Here is a 19673-nt window from a genome sequence, read left to right as displayed (position 1 = left end):
TACCTTGGTGGGATCGGGCTTGCTCGCGAAAGCGGACTTAAATCCCGGATCAATGCGGCTGACCCACCGCCTTCGCGAGCAAGTTCGCTCCCACATTTCGCGGCTCCACAAGGGATTTATGTTGAGCCATGGAGATTGCCGGGCAAATGCCTTTAAACTGCGCCCCATGATTAAAGATCCCTTTGCAAGACTCGGCCTGGACCGCGAAGTCCTGACCGTCAGCCAGCTCAACGGCCGCGCGCGGGTGTTGCTCGAAGACGTGTTCAGCAACATCTGGGTAGAAGGCGAAATCTCCAACCTCGCCCGCCCGGCGTCCGGCCACGTGTATTTCACCCTCAAGGACAGCGGCGCCCAGGTGCGTTGCGCGCTGTTCCGGCAGAACGCGGCACGGGTTCGTCAGGCCTTGAAGGACGGGCTGGCGGTCAAGGTGCGCGGCAAGGTCTCGTTGTTCGAGGGGCGCGGTGACTATCAACTGATCCTCGACACCGTGGAGCCGGCCGGCGATGGCGCCTTGCGCCTGGCCTTCGAGGCACTCAAGGAAAAGCTCAGCGCCGAAGGCCTGTTCAGTGCCGAGCGCAAGGTCCCGCTACCGGCGCATCCACAACGCATCGGCATCATCAGTTCGCCCACCGGGGCAGTGATCCGCGACATCATCAGCGTGTTCCGCCGTCGCGCACCGCAGGTGCAGTTGACGCTGATCCCCACCGCCGTACAGGGCCGCGAAGCCACCGCACAGATTGTCCGTGCGCTGAAGCTGGCGGATGCCCGGGGTTTCGACGCCCTGATCCTGGCCCGGGGTGGCGGTTCGCTGGAAGACCTCTGGTGTTTCAACGAAGAAGCCGTGGCCCGCGCCGTGGACGCTTGCGTGACCCCGATTGTCAGCGCGGTCGGGCATGAAACCGACGTGTCGATCAGCGACTTCGTCGCCGATGTTCGCGCGCCCACCCCCTCCGCTGCCGCCGAATTGCTGGCACCTGATTCCAGTGACCTGGTGCGTCGGGTCGAAAGCCTGCACCGCCGGCTGGTGATGCGCATGCGTGACCGCTTGATGCGCGACCGCCTGCGCCTGGAAGGTGTCTCTCGCCGCCTGCGTCATCCCGGCGAGCGCCTGCGCCAGCAAGCGCAACGCCTGGATGACCTGGACATGCGCATGCGCCGCGCGTTCGAGCGTAGCCTCAACACCCGTCGCGAACGCTTGATCCGCCTGGAAACCCGTCTGGCCGCACAACATCCGGGCCGGCAACTGGCAATGTTGCGCCAGCGCCTCGACAGCCTGGCCGAACGCCTGCCGCGCGCCATCCGCGAAGGGCTGAAGAACCGTCGCCTGCAATTGCACAGCCAGATGCAGACCCTGCATGTGGTCAGCCCGTTGGCGACCCTCGGCCGTGGCTACAGCATTTTGCTGGACGAGCGCGGCATTGCGATCCGCAACGCCGCGCAAACCCATACCGGCCAGCGCCTGAAAGCCAAGCTGGGCGAAGGCGAACTGCAAGTGCGGGTCGAAGACAACCACCTGACGCCTGTCACCCTTTCTTTACTGGACTGATCCATGCCGCGTTTCCTGGCTCCATTGCTGTTGCTGCTCCTGACCTTCAACGCCCACGCCGACAGCTACATCACCCGCCTGTTGAACAAACCGGTGCCGGGCGGCGTGGCGGTGGTGGATCTGGGCCCGTCCGCCCAGGCGCCAAAAGCCAGTTATCAAGGCAAACCCGTGCTGGTCGTGAAGGAGCAGAACAACTGGCTGGCCATAGTCGGCGTGCCGCTGACGGTCAAGCCGGGGGCTCACTCGATCAGCAGCGGCGGCCGCAATCTGAATTTTACGGTTGGCAACAAGAAATACCCGGAACAGCGCATCACCCTGAAAAACACCCAGCAGGTCAATCCGGACCCGGAAAACCTCAAGCGCATCGAGCGTGAACTGGCCGAGCAGATTGCCGCTTACCGCACGTTCAGCCCCAATACGCCAAGCAACCTGCTGCTGGACAAACCGGTGAACGGGCCGCTGTCGAGCAAGTTTGGCGTGCGGCGCTTCTTCAACGGTGAGGAGCGCAATCCTCATTCGGGTCTGGATTTCGCGGTGGGCGCCGGCACACCGATCAAGACCCCGGCCGCGGGCAAGGTGATCCTGATCGGCAACTATTTCTTCAATGGCAATACGGTGTTCGTCGACCATGGCCAGGGCTTCATCAGCATGTTCTGCCACATGTCGAAAATCGACGTGAAGGTGGGGCAGCAACTGGCGCGCGGTGGCGTGGTCGGCAAGGTCGGCGCGACTGGCCGGGCGACAGGGCCGCATATGCACTGGAACGTCAGCCTGAACGATGCGCGGGTGGATCCGGCCATTTTCATTGGGGCGTTTCAACCTTGATTATTGCGTAAGGCAGCTGACGCCATCGCGAGCAAGCTCGCTCCCACAGTGTCCGTGTTCACGCAGATCCAATGTGGGAGCGAGCTTGCTCGCGATGGCAATTTCACAGGCACCGAAAGTCGTCCAGCCATGCCCCACACCAATTGCGCACCGCTCAAACCTCGCGCAAAAAACAAGATCATCGCAACCATTTGAAGCAATAAAATCTCGATAAATACCCACACACGAGTATTCCTCTCAATTTTTTTCGACTGCTTGCCATCCTTCCCCCCCAAGGTTAGGGTTGAAGGCATGAAAACCTCTCACACCCTCATTCAGCTCCGCCAGCACAGCAGCCTGTGCCTTGTCAGCGCACGACTGTCGGGCTGAATCGTGGTGCCTCGCCCCAAGCGTCAGTCCAAGAACTTTTGATCCACCGGCAGGCCGCCTTTTTTCGGCCCACACAATAAGGATTTCCCGATGAGCATGCTCAAAGACCCGTCTTCGAAATACCGCGCGTTCCCGACCATCGATATTCCGGACCGCACCTGGCCATCGAAAACCATCACCGCCGCGCCGATCTGGTGCAGTTCCGACCTGCGCGACGGCAACCAGTCGCTGATCGAGCCGATGGACGCCGTCAAGAAGCTGCGCTTCTGGAAAACCCTGGTGCAGGTCGGCGTGAAGGAAATCGAAGCGTCGTTCCCGGCCGCTTCGCAAACCGACTTCGACTTCGTCCGCACCCTGATCGAAGGCAACCACATCCCGGACGACACCACCATCCAGGTGCTGACCCAGGGCCGTGAAGACCTGATCGAGCGCACCTTCGAATCCCTGCGCGGCGCGAAGAAAGCCATCGTTCACCTGTACAACGCGACCTCCCCTTCCTTCCGCCGCATTGTCTTCAACCAGGACAAGGACGGGGTCAAGGCCATCGCCGTGAACGCCGCCAAGCTGTTCGTCAAATACGCAGCCATGCAGCCGGACACCGAGTGGACCTTCGAATACTCGCCGGAGACCTTCAGCGCCACCGAGCTGGAGTTCGCCAAGGAAGTCTGCGACGCGGTAATCGAGGTGTGGAACCCGACGCCTGAGCACAAGATGATCCTCAACCTGCCGGCCACCGTCGAATGCGCGACCCCGAACATCTATGCCGACCAGATCGAATGGTTCGGCCGTCACATCAACCGTCGTGACAGCGTGATCATCAGCCTGCACACCCACAACGACCGTGGCACCGGCGTTGCTGCCACCGAACTGGGCCTGATGGCCGGCGCCGATCGCGTCGAAGGCTGCCTGTTCGGCAACGGCGAGCGTACCGGCAACGTCGACCTGGTGACCGTGGCCCTGAACCTCTACACCCAGGGCGTGAACCCTGAGCTGGACTTCTCCGACATCGACGGCGTGCGCAAAGTCGTCGAAGAGTGCAACCAGATCCAGGTACACCCGCGTCACCCGTACGTCGGCGACCTGGTGCACACCGCGTTCTCCGGCTCGCACCAGGATGCGATCCGCAAGGGCTTCGCCCAGCAGAAATCCGATGCCTTGTGGGAAGTGCCGTACCTGCCTATCGACCCGGCTGACATCGGCCGCAGCTACGAGGCGGTCATCCGCGTCAACAGCCAGTCGGGCAAGGGTGGTATCGCTTATCTCCTGGAGCAGGAATACGGCATCAGCCTGCCACGTCGCATGCAGATCGAATTCAGCCAGGTCGTACAGCGTGAAACCGACCGCCTGGGCCTTGAGATGACTGCCCAGCAAATCCACGCGCTGCTGCACAGCGAGTACTTGCAGGCCAACACCCCGTACGCGCTGGTCAGCCATCGCCTGCAGGAAGAAAACGGTCACAGCGCCGTCGAAGTGGAAGTGGCCAGCAAAGGCCAGGGCGAGACCAACCTGCACTGGCGCGGCAAGGGCAACGGTGCCCTGGAAGCGCTGGTGGCCGGTCTGCCGATCCCGGTGGAAATCATGGACTACAACGAGCACGCCATTGGCGCGGGCACCAATGCCAAGGCCGCGGCCTACATTGAACTGCGCGTGAACGGCGAACGTGCGGTGCACGGCGTCGGCATCGATGAAAACATCACCACCGCCAGCTTCAAGGCCCTGTTCAGCGCGCTGAACCGTTCGCTGAGCCAGCCGGAAGCGAAAGCGGCGTAATCGGCCTTCGCTGAAATGCAAAAGGCCCCGAGGTTTGCACCTCGGGGCCTTTTTTTGCCTGCTTGTTTTTTGTTGTCTGAACCGGCCCCTTCGCGGGCAAGCCCGCTCCCACAGGGTATGTGGGCGTACACAAAATTTGTGTTCGCAACGGTCAACTGTGGGAGCGGGCTTGCCCGCGAAGAGGCCCTGTCAGGCAGCGAAAATCTCAGGTGAACTCGAAAGTATCGGCATCCAGATTCGCCGGAAACCGTGTGCGATAAGCTTGAAGGTCTGCGGCATTCAGAACGACCTGAAACACCCCATCCGCCTCTCCCGCGCTCAGCAACGTCTCGCCCTGGAAATCCAGCACCTGGCTGTCGCCGGTATAAGCAAAGCCCTTGCCATCTGAACCAATACGATTCACCGCCGCTACGTAGCACAGGTTCTCGATCGCCCGCGCCGGGAGCAGACGGTTCCAATGCTGGCGTCGCGCACCCGGCCAGTTCGCGGTGTACAGCAGCAGATCCGTGTCCTGAGCGTCACGACTCCACACCGGGAAGCGCAAGTCGTAGCAAATCAGCGGCCGCACGCGCCACCCCTTTAACTCGAACTGCACCTGACGTTCGCCCGGGGTGTAGTGGTTATGCTCACCTGCCATGCGGAACAGGTGACGCTTGTCGTAATGCAACACCTCGCCATCCGGGCGTGCCCACAACAGGCGATTGCGATGACTGCCGTCGGCGGCCTGGATGATCACGCTGCCGGTAATCACGGCATCAAGTCTTGCCACCTGAGCTCGCAGCCACTTGCTGGTGGGGCCGTTTTCCGATTCCGCGAGGGTCTCGGACTCCATGGAAAAACCTGTGGTGAACATCTCCGGCAGTATGATCAGGTCAGCACCGCGAGCCTGCTCCAGCAAGGGTTCGAAATGCTCCAGGTTGGCCTGACGGTCGTGCCAAGCCAGGGATGTCTGGATCAGCGCCACGGTCAGGTTCGGCAATGCACTCAGATCACGCATAGCTTTTCCGCCGCTTCACGCAGGGTCTCCTCACGCTTGGCAAAGCACAGCCGCACCAGACGCTGCCCTTCAGGCGGCGTCTGGTAGAACACCGAAATCGGGATACTTGCCACACCATGTTCGCGAGTCATCCACAGGGCCATCTCGACATCATTGAGGTCCGGGCGGATCTGCGAGTAATCGACCAACTGGAAATAGGTGCCGGTCACCCGGGTGAAACTGAAACGCGACGGCACCAGCAGATCGCAGAACAGATCACGCTTGGCCTGATAGAAGTCCGGCAGCTCTTCGACGTGCTCAGGATGCTCGGCCATAAAATCGGCCAAGGCATATTGCAGCGGCGTCACACCACAGAAATTGACGTACTGGTGCACCTTGCGCAATTCCGCCGTCAGGGCCGGCGGCGCGACCACGTAGCCGGTTTTCCAGCCGGTGACGTGGTAGGTCTTGCCGAACGAGCTGACCACGAAAGCACGCTGATACAGCTCTTCATGGGCCAGCACGCTGACATGGGGCACACCGTCATACACCAGGTGTTCGTAGACTTCGTCGCTGATCACATAGATGTCGCGATCGCGGATCAAGGCGGCCAACTGATCGAGTTCGGCACGACTGATCAATGCGCCACTGGGGTTGTGCGGAGAGTTGAGAATGATCATCCGCGTGCGCGGGCTCAGTGCCTGGGCAAGCTTCTCGAAGTTGATACTGAAATCGTTCAAGCCCAGTTGTACATGCACGCAACGACCGCCGGCCAGCTCTACCGAGGGCTCGTAGCTGTCGTATGCCGGGTCAAACACGATGACTTCGTCGCCGCTGTGGATAACCGCCTGAATGGCACAGAAAATCGCCTCGGTCGCGCCTGGGGTGACCGTCACTTCAGTATCCGCATCCACCTGCGTGCCATAGCTGCGGGCGATCTTCACCGCAATCTGCTGACGCAACACCGGCAGGCCGGTCATCGGCGAATACTGGTTGTGGCCACTGGCGATATGCCGGCCGACCGCATCGCACAGGGCCTGCGGGGCCGCGAAATCGGGAAAGCCCTGGGACAGATTGAGCGCGCCGGTCTGTGCCGCGAGCTGAGACATCTGCGTGAAGATGGTGATGCCGACATTCGGCAGCTTGCTGGTGATCATCGGTGGTTCCCTGCTCTACACCCGGCTCTACGGCGGCGCGGGGGAGTCCGAGAATAGCCCAAACGGCGCCCATAAAAAAAGGGCGCTCTGGTGAGCGCCCTTTCTCTGACCGCCCCCTGTAGGAGCTGCCGCAGGCTGCGATCTTTTGATCTTGTCTTTAAAGCAAAATCAAAAGATCGCAGCCTGCGGCAGCTCCTACAAAAGCGGTCGATCTGGCCTTCAGGAATCAGCGCTTATCGCGGCGCTTCTTGTCGGCTTTCTTGTGGTGTGACATCAAACGACGCTTCTTGTTGACCTGACGGTCGGTGAGCGTGTTCTTGTTGCCTTCGTACGGGTTCTCGCCACCCTTGAACTCGATGCGGATCGGCGTACCGACCAGCTTCAGAACACGGCGGTAAGTGTTTTCCAGGTAGCGCACGTAGGACTTCGGCACCTTCTCGATCTGGTTGCCGTGGATCACGATGATTGGCGGGTTTGCACCACCGAGGTGGGCATAACGCAGCTTGATCCGGCGGCTGTTGACCATCGGCGGCTGGTGCTCGCTGACCGCGTCTTCGAGGATCTGGGTCAGGCGGCTGGTCGGCCAACGGGTAACCGCAGACTTGAACGAGTTCTGTACCGACGCGTAGAGGTTGCCCACGCCGGTGCCGTGCAGGGCCGAGATGAAGTGGATATCGGCGTAGTCAACGAAGAACAGCCGACGTTGCAGCTCGACCTTCACGAAGTCGCGCTCGCTCGGCGTCATGCCGTCCCACTTGTTGATCGCGATGACCAGCGCACGACCCGATTCAATGGCGAAGCCCAACAGGTTGAGGTCGTGATCGACCACACCTTCGCGGGCGTCCATCACGAAGATCACCACGTTGGCGTCTTTGATCGCCTGCAGGGTTTTGACCACGGAAAACTTTTCGACTTCTTCGTGGATCTTGCCGCGCTTGCGCACACCGGCCGTGTCGATCAGCGTGTACTTCTCGTCGTTACGTTCGAACGGGATGTAGATACTGTCGCGGGTGGTGCCGGGTTGGTCGTAGACAATGACCCGATCTTCACCGAGCATGCGGTTGACCAGGGTCGACTTGCCGACGTTCGGACGGCCGATGATCGCGATCTTGATCCCGTCCTTTTCACTTGGGCCAGGAATGCGCTTGGCTTCCTCGCCTTCGGCGACGACCTCTTCCTCTTCGCCTTCCTGCGGCTCGTCTTCGTCACGCGGGAATTCACTCAGTGCCGCTTCCAGCAACTGGGTGATACCACGGCCGTGGGCACCGGCGATCGGGATCGCATGGCCCATGCCCAACGGGGCGAATTCGGCGCGGGCCATTTCCGGGTCGATGTTGTCGACCTTGTTGGCGACCACGTGGGAACGCTTGTTACGTTTGCGCAAATGCTCGGCGATCATCTGGTCGGCGGCGGTAAAACCGGCCTTGGCATCTACCAGGAACAGAACGACATCGGCTTCTTCGATGGCCAGCAGTGACTGCTCGGCCATCTTTTCGTCCATACCGTGCTCGTCACCGGAGATACCGCCGGTGTCGATCAGAATGTAGGAACGCCCTTGCCACTTGGCCTCACCGTACTGGCGATCACGGGTCAGACCGGACAAGTCGCCGACGATGGCGTCACGAGTCCTGGTCAGGCGGTTGAACAAGGTGGACTTGCCGACGTTCGGTCGGCCCACCAGGGCGATTACGGGAACCATGCGGCTCTCCACTTCGTTATTTCAGAAAATACAAAAGCCGCTGCGAGGCAGCGGCTGGTGCTCGGGGCAACACTGCGCGCTTGTCTGTGGGAGCGAGCCTGCTCGCGATAAACGCAAAGGCACCGCGTTCATTCAGGACGCAAACGTTATCGTTGACGTCCATCGCGAGCAGGCTCGCTCCCACATTCATACCCACAAGTGAAGCAGCCTGGGGGGTTAACCCCAAGCATAGTCAAACCTTTACTTGATGGTCAGGGCTTCCAGTTTGCCGCTGTTGCCATACACATAAATCGTGTCACCCACCACCAGCGGACGGGCACGCAGGCCGTCGCTGTCGATGCGCTCGCGGCCGACGAATCGACCGTCCACCTGACTCAGCAGGTGCAGGTAACCTTCCAGGTCACCGACTGCAACGTAGCTGGAGAACACTTCCGGGGCCGACAGTTGACGACGGGCCAGCGAATCGTTGCTCCACAAGGCTGTGGTGGAACGCTCGTCGACGCCTTCAACGGTACCCGAAGACAGGCTTACATAAACGGTGCCAAAGCCCTGGGCGACACCGGCGTAGCTGGAAGCATCACGCTGCCAGAGCTGACGGCCGCTTTGCAGATCCAGGGCCGCAACGCGCCCCTGATAGCTGGCGACATACAGCGTCTCGCCCGACAGCAGCAAGCCACCGTCGATATCGACCACGCGCTCCAGCTCCGAACGACCTTGCGGGATCGCTACGCGCTGTTCCCACACCGGTACGCCGTTGGAGATGTCCACGGCAACCACTTTGCCGGTCGACAGACCAGCCACCGCGAGGCGGTTGGTCACGATCGGCGCACTGGTGCCCCGCAGGGTCAGAACCGCAGGCGTGCTGTCATAGATCCAGCGACGATCACCGGTGGAGGCATCCAGGCCGATCAGGCGATCGTCCTGGGTCTGAACCACCACAACGTCACCGTTGTTGGCTGGCGGTGCCAGCACTTCGCTGGACACGCGAGCGCGCCACTTTTCTTCACCGTTGATCGCGTCCAGGGCAACGATTTCACCCTTGATCGTACCGATCGTGACCAGACCGTAACCAACGCCGACAGCGCCGGAAACAGACAGCTCGAGATCTTTCTTCCATTTGACGTCGCCCGTGTGGCGATCCATCGCCATCAACACGCCAGTGACATCGGCGGCATAGATGGTATCGCCATCGATGGCCGGAACCAGCATGTTGTAGGTTTCGCCCTGACCGTCACCGATCGAACGACTCCACTGCTTTTGCAGAACCACTTCTTCCTTGAAGTCGACCAGTTCGGCCGGAGGCAGTTCTTTTTTGCTGTTGCTGCTGCAACCCACGGCCAAAATGGCCAGGGCCAGCAATGCTGCATGTTTCCAACGAATCACGTCACGCATCCCCTTTGGCCAGGTCGTCCAGCTTGATTTGCAGGCCACCGACCGCCGCTTCATCCGACAGTGCCGCCTTGGCTTTTTGATACGCCGTGCTCGCCTCGTCGGTACGACCCAACTGCACCAGCAGGTCGCCCTTGAGTTCTTCGCGGGTGGCCAGGAATGCCTTGTCGGCATCGCCTTCGAGCAGCTTCAAGGCTTCGTCGGCCTTGTTCTGCGCGCCGAGTACCTGGGCCAGACGCTGACGGGCGATTTCGCCCAGCGCCGGGTTGGCCGGCTTGGCGACAATGGCCTTGAGCTCGGTGACCGCGTCGTCCAGCTTGCCGCTGTCGACCGCTACCTTGGCCACGAACAGGCTGCCGTACTGCGCGTAGGCGCTGCCGCCGTACTCACTGTTAAGCTTGCCGGCCAGGTCCGAAACACGAGCCGCATCAGGCTTGCCGTCAGGCGTCAGCGTGGATTCGAGCAATTGCTGATAGAGAATCGAGGCGCCTTGCGACTGATTGCTCTGATACTTTTGGAACGCCTGCCAGCCGAACACGATGACCAACGCCAACAGGCCGCCAGTGACCAGGGGCTTACCGTTGCGTGACCACCATTCCTTCAGTTCCATCAAATGTTCGTCTTCGGTACTCGACACCCCAATACTCCTTAATCGCTAATTCGGCTGTTTAGACAGCTTCAACCCTGCACGACGCAGGTGGCCAGGTGCGCTGCAAGCGCATCCCAGGCAATGCTTTGTTGTTCGCCCTGGCCACGCAGGGGTTTGAAACCTACCACTTGCTGGGCCATTTCGTCGTCACCGAGGATCAGCGCGTACAACGCACCGCTCTTGTCGGCCTTCTTGAACTGGCTTTTGAAACTGCCGGCGCCGGCATTCACTTGCAGGCGCAGGTTGGGCAACTGGTCACGGACGCGCTCCGCCAGGGTCAGCCCGGCGAGTTCGGCGGCTTCACCGAAGGCGCAGAGGTAGACGTCAACCTGACGGGAGATCTCTTGCGGGATCTGCTCCAGGGTTTCCAGCAACAGCACCAGGCGTTCGATGCCCATGGCAAAGCCAACGCCGGCGGTCGGCTTGCCGCCCATCTGCTCTACCAGGCCGTCGTAACGACCGCCAGCACACACGGTGCCCTGGGCGCCGAGCTTGTCGGTGACCCATTCGAAAACGGTCTTGCTGTAGTAATCCAGCCCGCGAACCAGCTTCGGGTTGATCACGTAGGGAATGCCGGCGGCGTCCAGGCGAGCCTTGAGGCCCTCGAAGTGCACGCGGGATTCTTCGTCGAGGTAGTCGGCCATCTTCGGCGCATCGACCAATACCGCCTGGGTCTCGGCGTTCTTGGTATCAAGAACCCGCAGCGGATTGGTTTTCAGGCGACGCTGGCTGTCTTCGTCGAGTTTGTCCATGTGCGCCGAGAGGTATTCGACCAGTGCTTCGCGATAACGACCACGGGATTCGCTGGTGCCCAGGCTGTTGAGCTCGAGCTTTACCGCATCGCGGATGCCCAGCTCGCCCCACAGGCGCCAGGTCAACACGATCAGTTCGGCGTCGATGTCCGGACCGTCGAGGTTGAACACTTCGACACCGATCTGGTGGAACTGGCGATAGCGACCTTTCTGCGGACGCTCGTGGCGGAACATCGGACCGATGTACCAGAGTTTCTGAACCTGGCCGCCGCCGGTGATGCCATGTTCCAGCACCGCGCGCACGCAAGCCGCCGTGCCTTCAGGGCGCAGGGTCAGGGAGTCGCCGTTGCGGTCGTCGAAGGTGTACATCTCTTTTTCGACGATGTCGGTCACTTCACCGATGGAGCGCTTGAACAGCTCGGTGAACTCGACGATCGGCATGCGGATCTGCTTGTAACCGTAGTTATCCAGCAGGCGCGAAACGGTGCCTTCGAAATGACGCCACAGGGGAGTCTGTTCGGGCAGGATGTCGTTCATGCCACGAATGGCTTGCAGAGACTTGCTCACGTTAAATCCTTAAATTCGTTCGATCAGCCACGCGCGATAACGGCGGCGTCAGCTTCGACCTTTTCGGCCGCTTTCTGGCGGATCAAGCGTTCAAGCTCATCCACCAGATTGTCATTCGTCAGTTTCTGCGATGGCTTGCCATCGATGTAAATCAGGTTGGGCGTGCCGCCGGTCAAGCCGACATGGGCTTCCTTGGCTTCACCCGGGCCGTTGACCACGCAACCGATGACCGCAACATCCAGCGGTACCAGCAAATCCTCGAGGCGCCCTTCCAGCTCGTTCATGGTCTTGACCACATCGAAGTTCTGCCGCGAGCAGCTCGGGCAGGCGATGAAGTTGATGCCACGGGAACGCAGGTGCAGGGATTTGAGAATGTCGTAGCCGACTTTCACTTCCTCGACCGGGTCGGCCGCCAACGAGATGCGGATAGTATCGCCAATCCCTTCGGCGAGCAGCATACCGAGGCCCACGGCAGATTTCACCGTGCCTGAACGCAAACCACCGGCTTCGGTGATGCCCAGGTGCAGTGGCTGGACGATTTCCTTGGCCAGCAGGCGGTACGCTTCGACGGCCATGAACACGTCGGAGGCTTTCACGCTGACCTTGAAGTCCTGGAAGTTCAGACGTTCAAGGTGCTCGACGTGACGCAAGGCAGACTCGACCAGCGCAGCAGGCGTGGGCTCGCCGTATTTCTTTTGCAGGTCTTTTTCCAGGGAACCGGCGTTCACGCCGATACGGATCGGGATTCCGCGGTCACGGGCGGCATCGACCACCGCGCGCACGCGATCTTCGCGACCGATGTTGCCCGGGTTGATCCGCAGGCAATCGACACCCAGCTCGGCGACGCGCAACGCGATGCGGTAGTCGAAGTGGATGTCGGCAACCAGGGGGACTTTGACCAGCTGCTTGATCTTGCCGAAGGCCTCGGCAGCGTCCATGTCCGGTACGGAAACCCGCACGATATCGACGCCAGCCGCTTCCAGGCGATTGATTTGCGCGACCGTGGCCGCGACGTCGTTGGTGTCGCTGTTGGTCATGCTCTGCACAGCGATAGGCGCATCGCCGCCAACAGGCACGTTACCGACCCAGATCTTGCGGGATTCGCGACGTTTGATTGGAGATTCGCCGTGCATGACTTATTGACCCAACTTCAGGCGAGCAGTCTCGCCACTGGTGAACGGAGCGACATCGACAGGCTGGCCGTTGTAGCTGACCTGAGCGCCGCGGGCAAAGCCCAGGCGTACGGAAAACGGTGGTTTGCCATTGACCGCCAGGCTGTCGCCTTTGCGTTTGAGACCGCTGAACAGCACCTTGCCGCTACCGTCGGTCACTTGTGTCCAACAATCAGAGGTGAACTGCACCTGAACCTGGCCTTGACCGGCCACCGGTGCGGCTGCGGCTGGAGCAGGAGCAGGAGCCTGAGCGACTACCGGTGCAGTCACCGCAGGAACCGGGACGGCAGCCGCTGCCGGAGCCGGAGTTGCCGGGGTCACCGGCGCTGCGACAACGGGCGCGGGGGTATGAGCGGGTGCGGCTGGTGTGGTCGGCGTTGCCGGGGTGGCCGGCGTTGTCACTTGAGCCTGTTCCGGTGCTTCAGCCGGAGCCTCGGCCTGCGGCAACGCGAGAGCGGTTCCGCCTTCGGTCTGACCTTCCACGACGGCCTGGTCTTCCGGCTCGTCCAGCGGATGAATCTGTGTGGTACCGTCGGCCCCTTCGACTTCTACGTGTTCCGGAGTCAGACCGATCAGGTCCTTGGTGCGCATCGAGGTCTGATCCTGCCACCAGACGAAACCGCCACCAATCACCGCTACCAGCAACAGCAGGCTGACGACTCGCAAAATGGTGTGGGAAACCCGGACCGGCTCTTCAATACGACCCAGGCTGTGAACATTGCTGCCCTGGGAGTCGGTACCGGTGGATTGATCGAATTGCTGGACCAGAACGGCCTGGTCCATGCCGAGCAACTTGGCATAGGCGCGAATATAACCACGGGCAAAGGTATGCCCAGGCAGCTTGTCGAAAGCGCCGGCTTCCAGATTGCTCAAGGAAGTGGTGGTGAGGTTGAGCTTGAGGGCCACTTCGGCCAGCGACCAGCCATTGCTTTCGCGGGCCTGGCGCAAAGTCTCACCGGGGTTAACGCGATTCGCTGCTACAACTTCGGGATGCGCCGCTTTCATCATTGCTCCGACAGGTATTGCTGATATTCCGGCGTACCGGGATAGAGTCTTTTTAGTTGCAGGCCTTTACTTGCAGCCTTGTCGCGATCTTCGAACACGTTTGCCAGCCGAACGCCGAGCAATAGACTACGTGCATTTTGCTCGGAGAGCTGGCTGAAACGGTCGTAATAATCTCGCGCGGGCACATAATGCCTGTCTTCGTAAGACAACTCAGCCATTTCCAGCAATGCACGAGGTTGTTGCCGGTTCAGGCGCAGGGCTTTTTCCAGTTGCTGCAGGGCCAGATCACGCTGGCCGAGCATCGCAGCGGTCATGCCCAGGTTCTCGAACACCCGCGAACGCTCAGGATACAGCGTATCGGCAGCCGCTTGTTCAAAGCGCTCGTAGGCTTGCGTGTAACGTTTTTGCTCGAAAAGAAAGCTGCCGTAGTTATTGAGGATTCGTGCGTCGCCCGGACGGGAAGACAGCGCCTTGCGAAAATGCTCGTCAGCAAGTTCCGGCTCCATCTCGGCCTGGAACACCAGCCCCAGCGCCGCGTTGGCATCAGGGTCGGAGCCATCGAGTTCCAGGGCTTTTCTCAGCGGAACCTTGGCGCGCTCGGTCATGCCTTGTTGCAAATACCCGATACCGAGTTGCACATACGCCTCACGCGCTTCATCACGGCCCTTGCTGGTCTTCATCGGGTTGTAATCACCCGAAAGCACGCAGCCAGCACACAGGCTGGCCAACAGCAAAAGCAGCGCAAAGCGCAGGGACATAGAGATCCTCTCTTAATTGTTGTTCGCAGTGCTCGAAGCAACATCGCTGTCGGCGTTCAATTCACGCACGGCGATATAACGTTCGCTGCGACGGGTGCGATCCAGCACCTGCCCTACCAATTGACCACAGGCGGCGTCGATGTCTTCACCACGGGTGGTGCGGACGGTGACGTTGAAACCGGCATGATGAAGCTGATCCTGGAAGCGACGAATGGCGTTGTTGCTCGGACGCTCGTACCCGGAATGCGGGAACGGGTTGAACGGGATCAGGTTGATCTTGCACGGGATGTTCTTTAGCAGCTCGATCATTTCCACTGCGTGCTCAAGCTTGTCGTTGACGTCCTTGAGCAAGGTGTACTCGATGGTCAGCACACGCTTTTCGCCCAGGGACGACATGTAGCGCTGGCACGACTCGAGCAGCATCTTAAGCGGATACTTCTTGTTGATCGGCACCAATTGGTTACGCAATGCGTCATTCGGTGCGTGCAGGGACAACGCCAGGGAGACGTCGATGTGCTTGGAGAGCTCATCGATCATCGGTACCACGCCGGAGGTGGACAGGGTCACGCGGCGCTTGGAAATGCCGTAGCCCAGGTCGTCCATCATCAGATGCATGGCCGCGACGACGTTGTCGAAGTTCAGCAGCGGCTCACCCATGCCCATCATCACCACGTTGGTGATGGCACGGTCGACGGTTGCCGGGACGCTGCCAAAGGATTTGTTGGCAATCCACACCTGGCCGATGACTTCGGCGGCGGTGAGGTTGCTGTTGAAGCCTTGCTTGCCGGTGGAGCAGAAACTGCAATCCAGGGCACAGCCTGCCTGGGACGAAACGCACAAGGTGCCGCGTTTGCCCTGGGGAATGTACACGGTCTCGACGCAGCTGCCGGACGCCACGCGCACCACCCACTTGCGGGTGCCGTCGCTGGAGATGTCCTCGCTGACCACTTCCGGACCACGGACCTCAGCAACAGCCTTGAGCTTTTCGCGCAAGGCCTTGCTGACGTTCGTCATGGCATCGAAATCATCGACACCAAAGTGGTGAATCCATTTCATTACCTGACCGGCACGGAAACGCTTCTCCCCGATTGAGTCGAAGAATTTTTCCATTTCCTGTTGAGTCAGACCCAGCAGGTTAGTTTTTACAGTCGATGTAGTCATGGATTCACCTTCACTCTTAAGCCAATGCTTAGCGAGTGGTTACTTCAGTAGCTGCGAAGAAGTACGAGATTTCGCGAGCGGCAGCGGCTTCGGAGTCCGAACCGTGTACGGCGTTGGCGTCGATGGAGTCAGCGAAGTCAGCGCGGATGGTGCCGGCAGCAGCTTCTTTAGGGTTGGTAGCGCCCATCAGCTCACGGTTCAGAGCGATAGCGTTTTCGCCTTCCAGAACCTGAACGACAACCGGACCGGAGATCATGAAAGCAACCAGGTCGTTGAAGAAGCCACGAGCGCTGTGCTCAGCGTAGAAGCCTTCGGCTTCGGCTTTGGACAGCTGCTTCAGTTTCGAAGCTACAACGCGCAGGCCAGCTTTTTCGAAACGAGTGGTGATCTCGCCGATCACGTTTTTAGCAACGGCGTCAGGCTTGATGATGGAGAAAGTACGTTGAACAGCCATGGTGTAACTCCAGAAACGGTAATTTACGAAAAATTAAACCCGCGAATTATACGCGGGTTCTCGGGTATTGCCTAACCTGCGGCGTGGCTCAATCGCGTTCTTCGATCCAGTGGGCCTGAATGGCCTCCAGGATCTTTTCGCCACAATGCTCAGGCATATCGTCGAAATCGGGCAATTCCATTACCCATTTGCGCAGATCGACGAAGTTGACCGACATAGGGTCCACGTCGGGCTTGCTTTCAGCCAGCTGGATCGCGATCTCCAGCACATCAGTCCACTTGAGTTTCATGACAATTCCTTGAATCAATGCGGCGCTTCGGCGGCGTGGTTGAGCGAGTACTTCGGAATTTCGACCGTCAGGTCTTCGGTACCGACCTTGGCCTGGCACCCCAGGCGGGACTCGCGCTCAAGACCCCAGGCTTTATCAAGGTAGTCTTCTTCCAGCTCGTCGGCTTCTTCCAGCGAGTCAAAACCCTCACGGATGATGCAGTGGCAGGTGGTGCAGGCGCAGACGCCGCCACAGGCGCTTTCCATCTCGATGTGGTGCTCATGGGCCAGCTCGAGGATGGAAACCCCCGTTTCAGCCTCAACAACCATGCCTTCGGGGCAAAACTTCTCGTGTGGCAGAAAAATGACCTGCGGCATCGTTATTCCTCAATCTCATTCAGGTTGCGCCCCGCCAGCGCGGCTTTCACCGTCGAGTCCAGGCGGCGGGCAGCAAAGGCGTCGGTCACTTGCGACAGACGCTTGGTCTGCTGCTCGATGGCGTAACCATCGGTACCTTTCATCAGTTCAGTCAGTTCCCGCACCTGCGCATCGATGACCATGCGTTCCTCGGCGTCGAGCAAGCGCTCACCATCGGCCTCCAGAGCGGCCTGCACGGCTTCGATCAGGCGCTGGGCGTCGACCTGCTGCTCGCGCAGTACACGGGCAACCTTGTCGTCATTGGCGTGCTGGAACGAGTCCTTGAGCATTTTGGCGATTTCGCCGTCGGTCAGGCCGTAGGACGGCTTGACCTGAATGCTGGCTTCGACGCCCGAACCCAGTTCGCGAGCGGAAACACTGAGCAGACCGTCGGCGTCGACCTGGAAGGTCACGCGAATCTTCGCCGCCCCCGCCACCATTGCCGGGATACCGCGCAATTCGAAGCGCGCCAGGGAGCGGCAGTCGCTGATCAGCTCGCGCTCGCCCTGCAACACGTGGATCGCCATGGCCGACTGGCCGTCTTTATACGTGGTGAAATCCTGGGCGCGGGCGACAGGGATGGTGGTGTTGCGCGGAATCACCTTCTCCATCAGGCCGCCCATGGTTTCCAGGCCCAGGGACAGCGGAATCACGTCGAGCAGCAGCAGTTCGCCACCATCGCGCTTGTTACCGGCCAGGGTATCAGCCTGGATCGCAGCACCAATGGCGACCACTTGATCCGGGTCGATTTCAGTCAGGGGCTGGCGACCGAAGGCTTCGGCGACGGCTTCGCGAACGCGAGGTACGCGAGTCGAACCACCGACCATGACCACGGCGTGCACGTCTTCCAGCTCGATACCGGAATCACGCACCGCACGACGGCAGGCTTTGAGGCTGCGTGCGACCATCGGCTCGATCAGCGCATTGAAGGCTTCACGGGTCAGCTCGGCTTTCCACTCGCCATAGGCGACTTCAACGGCAGGCGCATTGGTCAGGGCTTCCTTGGCCGCACAGGCGGTTTGCAACAAGTTGCGCTGCGCACCTGGATCGAGGTCGGCGGACAGGCCCGCGCTCTCGATGATCCAGCCAGCGATCGCGTGGTCGAAGTCATCGCCGCCCAGGGCGCTGTCGCCGCCGGTGGCCAGGACTTCGAAGACACCGCCGGTCAGGCGCAGAATCGAAATATCGAAGGTACCGCCGCCCAGGTCGTAAATGGCGACCAGGCCTTCGGCATGCTGATCCAGACCATAGGCCACAGCGGCAGCGGTCGGCTCATTGAGCAAACGCAGCACATTCAGGCCGGCCAGCTTGGCCGCATCCTTGGTGGCTTGACGTTGAGCGTCATCGAAATAGGCCGGAACGGTGATCACCGCCCCCACCAGCTCACCGCCCAGGGTCGCTTCGGCGCGCTGGCGCAGGACCTTGAGGATATCGGCGGACACTTCGACCGGGCTTTTCGGGCCCTGGATCGTGTCGATGAACGGCATGTGCGACTCGCCGCCGACAAAGCGGTAGGGCAGTTGCTCGCCCAGCTGCTTGACGTCGGACAGACCACGACCCATCAAGCGCTTGACCGACAGCACGGTGTTCAAGGGATCGGTGGCGGCAGCCAGCTTGGCGGATTCGCCAACCTCGACCCGATCGGCGTGATAGCGCACGGCAGACGGCAGGATGACCCGCCCTTGCGCGTCAGCCAGAGGCTCGGAAAGTCCACTGCGCAATGCAGCGACCAGCGAATTGGTAGTGCCCAAGTCGATCCCCACAGCCAGACGACGCTGGTGCGGTTGAGGACTTTGGCCGGGTTCGGCGATCTGCAGTAGGGCCATCGTTATCAGGACTTATCTGTATATCAGGCGTGCGACCGGAGCGGCACTGGGTTAGTCGTCGAGGCGCTCTTCTAACTGGCGCACTTCGTAGGTGAGCTTGTCGAGGAACTGCATGCGCCGCATCAGGCGTTCGGCCCGTTCACGTTGCGCGGCATCGTTCCAGCAAGCTGCGAAGCTTTGGTTCAGTTCATCCTGGGCAGCCTTCAGGCGACGCTTGAAGACGGCAACGCCATTGAGGTCGGCGCTGTCCTGCAGGTCTTCGAGCTCTTCACGCAGCTCCATCTGCTGCAGAAGGAACTCCGGATCATGCACCGTGACCTCCAGCGGCAGCTCGCCACCATTCAAGGCGAGCAGGTAACGCGCGCGCTTGGGTGGACTCTTGAGCGTCTGATAGGCCTCGTTGAGGCTCGCGGATTGCTCCAGCGCCAGCCGCTGCTCGCGCTCGGAAGCGTCTGCAAAGCGGTCCGGATGAACGCCGCGCGCCAACTCACGGTAGCGCGTAGCCAGCTGATCGAGATCCAGATCGAAACTCGGTTGCAGCTCGAATAAAGCGAAATGACAAGGAGTACCCACGACAAGCCTCAGATGTTGAAGCTTTCGCCGCAGCCACATTCACCGCGCACGTTGGGGTTGTTGAACTTGAAGCCTTCGTTCAACCCTTCCTTGACGAAATCGAGCTCGGTGCCGTCCAGGTAGGCCAGGCTTTTCGGGTCGATAATCACTTTTTCGCCGTGACTTTCGAACACCTGGTCCTCAGCAACCACCTCGTCGACAAACTCCAGCACGTAGGCAAGGCCGGAACAGCCCGTGGTGCGGACACCCAGACGAATCCCTTCACCCTTGCCGCGCCCGTCGAGGGAGCGCCGCACGTGCTTGGCCGCCGCTTCTGTCATGCTGATAGCCATCGTTGACTC

Annotated in this window: 19 protein-coding genes; 3 read left to right on the top strand and 16 right to left on the bottom strand. The window is 60.5% G+C overall.

Annotation, left to right across the window (positions count from 1 at the left end; all coding sequences use genetic code 11):
• Nucleotides 1-166: 166 nt before the first annotated feature.
• The 3 genes from xseA (at nucleotide 167) to leuA (ending at nucleotide 4510) form a co-directional block, all read left to right on the top strand.
• Nucleotides 167-1546, top strand: coding sequence for an exodeoxyribonuclease VII large subunit (xseA, locus tag ACXX83_RS01750; protein ID WP_458547417.1), 1380 nt, complete (start codon nucleotides 167-169; stop codon nucleotides 1544-1546).
• A 3-nt stretch (nucleotides 1547-1549) separates the two neighbouring features.
• Nucleotides 1550-2371 (top strand): peptidoglycan DD-metalloendopeptidase family protein, encoded by an 822-nt coding sequence (locus ACXX83_RS01745; protein WP_458547416.1) that lies wholly within the window; start codon nucleotides 1550-1552, stop codon nucleotides 2369-2371.
• Nucleotides 2372-2830: 459 nt separating this feature from the next.
• On the top strand, nucleotides 2831-4510 hold the full coding sequence (leuA, locus tag ACXX83_RS01740; RefSeq protein WP_095964827.1) for a 2-isopropylmalate synthase: 1680 nt from the start codon (nucleotides 2831-2833) through the stop codon (nucleotides 4508-4510).
• A gap of 205 nt (nucleotides 4511-4715) precedes the next feature.
• Here the strand turns inward: leuA and ACXX83_RS01735 are convergent, their stop codons facing one another.
• The 16 genes from ACXX83_RS01735 to iscA form a co-directional block, all read right to left on the bottom strand.
• The gene (locus tag ACXX83_RS01735) at nucleotides 4716-5507 is read right to left on the bottom strand and encodes an amidohydrolase (protein ID WP_458547415.1); all 792 of its coding nucleotides are present in this window, start codon (nucleotides 5505-5507) and stop codon (nucleotides 4716-4718) included.
• Nucleotides 5495-6643 carry a pyridoxal phosphate-dependent aminotransferase gene (locus tag ACXX83_RS01730; protein ID WP_458547414.1) on the bottom strand — a complete coding sequence of 383 codons (1149 nt, stop codon included), beginning with the start codon at nucleotides 6641-6643 and terminating at the stop codon, nucleotides 5495-5497. Before ACXX83_RS01730 ends, ACXX83_RS01735 begins: the two co-directional genes overlap by 13 nt.
• 226 nt (nucleotides 6644-6869) lie before the next feature.
• Entirely contained in the window at nucleotides 6870-8342 is a 1473-nt protein-coding gene (gene der / locus ACXX83_RS01725; RefSeq protein ID WP_007973987.1) for a ribosome biogenesis GTPase Der, read from the bottom strand.
• A gap of 240 nt (nucleotides 8343-8582) precedes the next feature.
• Nucleotides 8583-9734 carry an outer membrane protein assembly factor BamB gene (gene bamB, locus ACXX83_RS01720; RefSeq protein WP_458547413.1) on the bottom strand — a complete coding sequence of 384 codons (1152 nt, stop codon included), beginning with the start codon at nucleotides 9732-9734 and terminating at the stop codon, nucleotides 8583-8585.
• Nucleotides 9727-10368, bottom strand: coding sequence for a tetratricopeptide repeat protein (locus ACXX83_RS01715; protein ID WP_458547412.1), 642 nt, complete (start codon nucleotides 10366-10368; stop codon nucleotides 9727-9729). Before ACXX83_RS01715 ends, bamB begins: the two co-directional genes overlap by 8 nt.
• Before the next feature lie 41 nt (nucleotides 10369-10409).
• A complete protein-coding gene (gene hisS / locus ACXX83_RS01710; RefSeq protein ID WP_217837282.1) occupies nucleotides 10410-11699 on the bottom strand; it encodes a histidine--tRNA ligase in 1290 nt (429 codons plus the stop codon).
• Nucleotides 11700-11722: 23 nt separating this feature from the next.
• Entirely contained in the window at nucleotides 11723-12832 is a 1110-nt protein-coding gene (gene ispG / locus ACXX83_RS01705; RefSeq protein WP_458547411.1) for a flavodoxin-dependent (E)-4-hydroxy-3-methylbut-2-enyl-diphosphate synthase, read from the bottom strand.
• Between the two features lie 3 nt (nucleotides 12833-12835).
• The gene (locus ACXX83_RS01700) at nucleotides 12836-13876 is read right to left on the bottom strand and encodes a RodZ domain-containing protein (protein ID WP_458547410.1); all 1041 of its coding nucleotides are present in this window, start codon (nucleotides 13874-13876) and stop codon (nucleotides 12836-12838) included.
• On the bottom strand, nucleotides 13876-14634 hold the full coding sequence (gene pilW, locus ACXX83_RS01695; protein ID WP_217837280.1) for a type IV pilus biogenesis/stability protein PilW: 759 nt from the start codon (nucleotides 14632-14634) through the stop codon (nucleotides 13876-13878). Before pilW ends, ACXX83_RS01700 begins: the two co-directional genes overlap by 1 nt.
• Nucleotides 14635-14646: 12 nt before the next feature.
• Nucleotides 14647-15795 (bottom strand): dual-specificity RNA methyltransferase RlmN, encoded by a 1149-nt coding sequence (gene rlmN / locus ACXX83_RS01690; protein ID WP_015093627.1) that lies wholly within the window; start codon nucleotides 15793-15795, stop codon nucleotides 14647-14649.
• A gap of 28 nt (nucleotides 15796-15823) precedes the next feature.
• Nucleotides 15824-16249 carry a nucleoside-diphosphate kinase gene (gene ndk, locus ACXX83_RS01685; protein WP_007903599.1) on the bottom strand — a complete coding sequence of 142 codons (426 nt, stop codon included), beginning with the start codon at nucleotides 16247-16249 and terminating at the stop codon, nucleotides 15824-15826.
• Nucleotides 16250-16337: 88 nt separating this feature from the next.
• Nucleotides 16338-16538, bottom strand: a complete 201-nt coding sequence (gene iscX / locus ACXX83_RS01680; RefSeq protein ID WP_007973999.1) for a Fe-S cluster assembly protein IscX — start codon at nucleotides 16536-16538, stop codon at nucleotides 16338-16340.
• Between the two features lie 14 nt (nucleotides 16539-16552).
• Nucleotides 16553-16894: an ISC system 2Fe-2S type ferredoxin gene (gene fdx, locus ACXX83_RS01675; RefSeq protein ID WP_015093626.1), complete on the bottom strand. Its 342-nt coding sequence runs from the start codon at nucleotides 16892-16894 to the stop codon at nucleotides 16553-16555.
• Nucleotides 16895-16896: 2 nt separating this feature from the next.
• Entirely contained in the window at nucleotides 16897-18759 is a 1863-nt protein-coding gene (gene hscA / locus ACXX83_RS01670; protein ID WP_458547409.1) for a Fe-S protein assembly chaperone HscA, read from the bottom strand.
• A gap of 51 nt (nucleotides 18760-18810) precedes the next feature.
• Nucleotides 18811-19332, bottom strand: a complete 522-nt coding sequence (gene hscB, locus ACXX83_RS01665) for a co-chaperone HscB (RefSeq protein ID WP_007974002.1) — start codon at nucleotides 19330-19332, stop codon at nucleotides 18811-18813.
• Between the two features lie 8 nt (nucleotides 19333-19340).
• On the bottom strand, nucleotides 19341-19664 hold the full coding sequence (gene iscA, locus ACXX83_RS01660) for an iron-sulfur cluster assembly protein IscA (protein WP_007974004.1): 324 nt from the start codon (nucleotides 19662-19664) through the stop codon (nucleotides 19341-19343).
• Between the last annotated feature and the right edge of the window lie 9 nt (nucleotides 19665-19673).

The sequence above is a fragment of the Pseudomonas sp. GNP012 genome (assembly GCF_054343835.1).
The sequence above is the reverse complement of the archived record's forward strand: the minus strand, read 5'-3'. Positions and strand labels throughout refer to the sequence as shown.

Coding starts and splice junctions, on each gene's coding strand:
- xseA (WP_458547417.1), top strand. CDS start 167: ATGATTAAAGATCCCTTTGCAAGACTCGGCCTGGACCGCGAAGTCCTG.
- ACXX83_RS01745 (WP_458547416.1), top strand. CDS start 1,550: ATGCCGCGTTTCCTGGCTCCATTGCTGTTGCTGCTCCTGACCTTCAAC.
- leuA (WP_095964827.1), top strand. CDS start 2,831: ATGAGCATGCTCAAAGACCCGTCTTCGAAATACCGCGCGTTCCCGACC.
- ACXX83_RS01735 (WP_458547415.1), bottom strand. CDS start 5,507: ATGCGTGATCTGAGTGCATTGCCGAACCTGACCGTGGCGCTGATCCAG.
- ACXX83_RS01730 (WP_458547414.1), bottom strand. CDS start 6,643: ATGATCACCAGCAAGCTGCCGAATGTCGGCATCACCATCTTCACGCAG.
- der (WP_007973987.1), bottom strand. CDS start 8,342: ATGGTTCCCGTAATCGCCCTGGTGGGCCGACCGAACGTCGGCAAGTCC.
- bamB (WP_458547413.1), bottom strand. CDS start 9,734: ATGCGTGACGTGATTCGTTGGAAACATGCAGCATTGCTGGCCCTGGCC.
- ispG (WP_458547411.1), bottom strand. CDS start 12,832: ATGCACGGCGAATCTCCAATCAAACGTCGCGAATCCCGCAAGATCTGG.
- ACXX83_RS01700 (WP_458547410.1), bottom strand. CDS start 13,876: ATGAAAGCGGCGCATCCCGAAGTTGTAGCAGCGAATCGCGTTAACCCC.
- pilW (WP_217837280.1), bottom strand. CDS start 14,634: ATGTCCCTGCGCTTTGCGCTGCTTTTGCTGTTGGCCAGCCTGTGTGCT.
- rlmN (WP_015093627.1), bottom strand. CDS start 15,795: ATGACTACATCGACTGTAAAAACTAACCTGCTGGGTCTGACTCAACAG.
- ndk (WP_007903599.1), bottom strand. CDS start 16,249: ATGGCTGTTCAACGTACTTTCTCCATCATCAAGCCTGACGCCGTTGCT.
- iscX (WP_007973999.1), bottom strand. CDS start 16,538: ATGAAACTCAAGTGGACTGATGTGCTGGAGATCGCGATCCAGCTGGCT.
- fdx (WP_015093626.1), bottom strand. CDS start 16,894: ATGCCGCAGGTCATTTTTCTGCCACACGAGAAGTTTTGCCCCGAAGGC.
- hscA (WP_458547409.1), bottom strand. CDS start 18,759: ATGGCCCTACTGCAGATCGCCGAACCCGGCCAAAGTCCTCAACCGCAC.
- iscA (WP_007974004.1), bottom strand. CDS start 19,664: ATGGCTATCAGCATGACAGAAGCGGCGGCCAAGCACGTGCGGCGCTCC.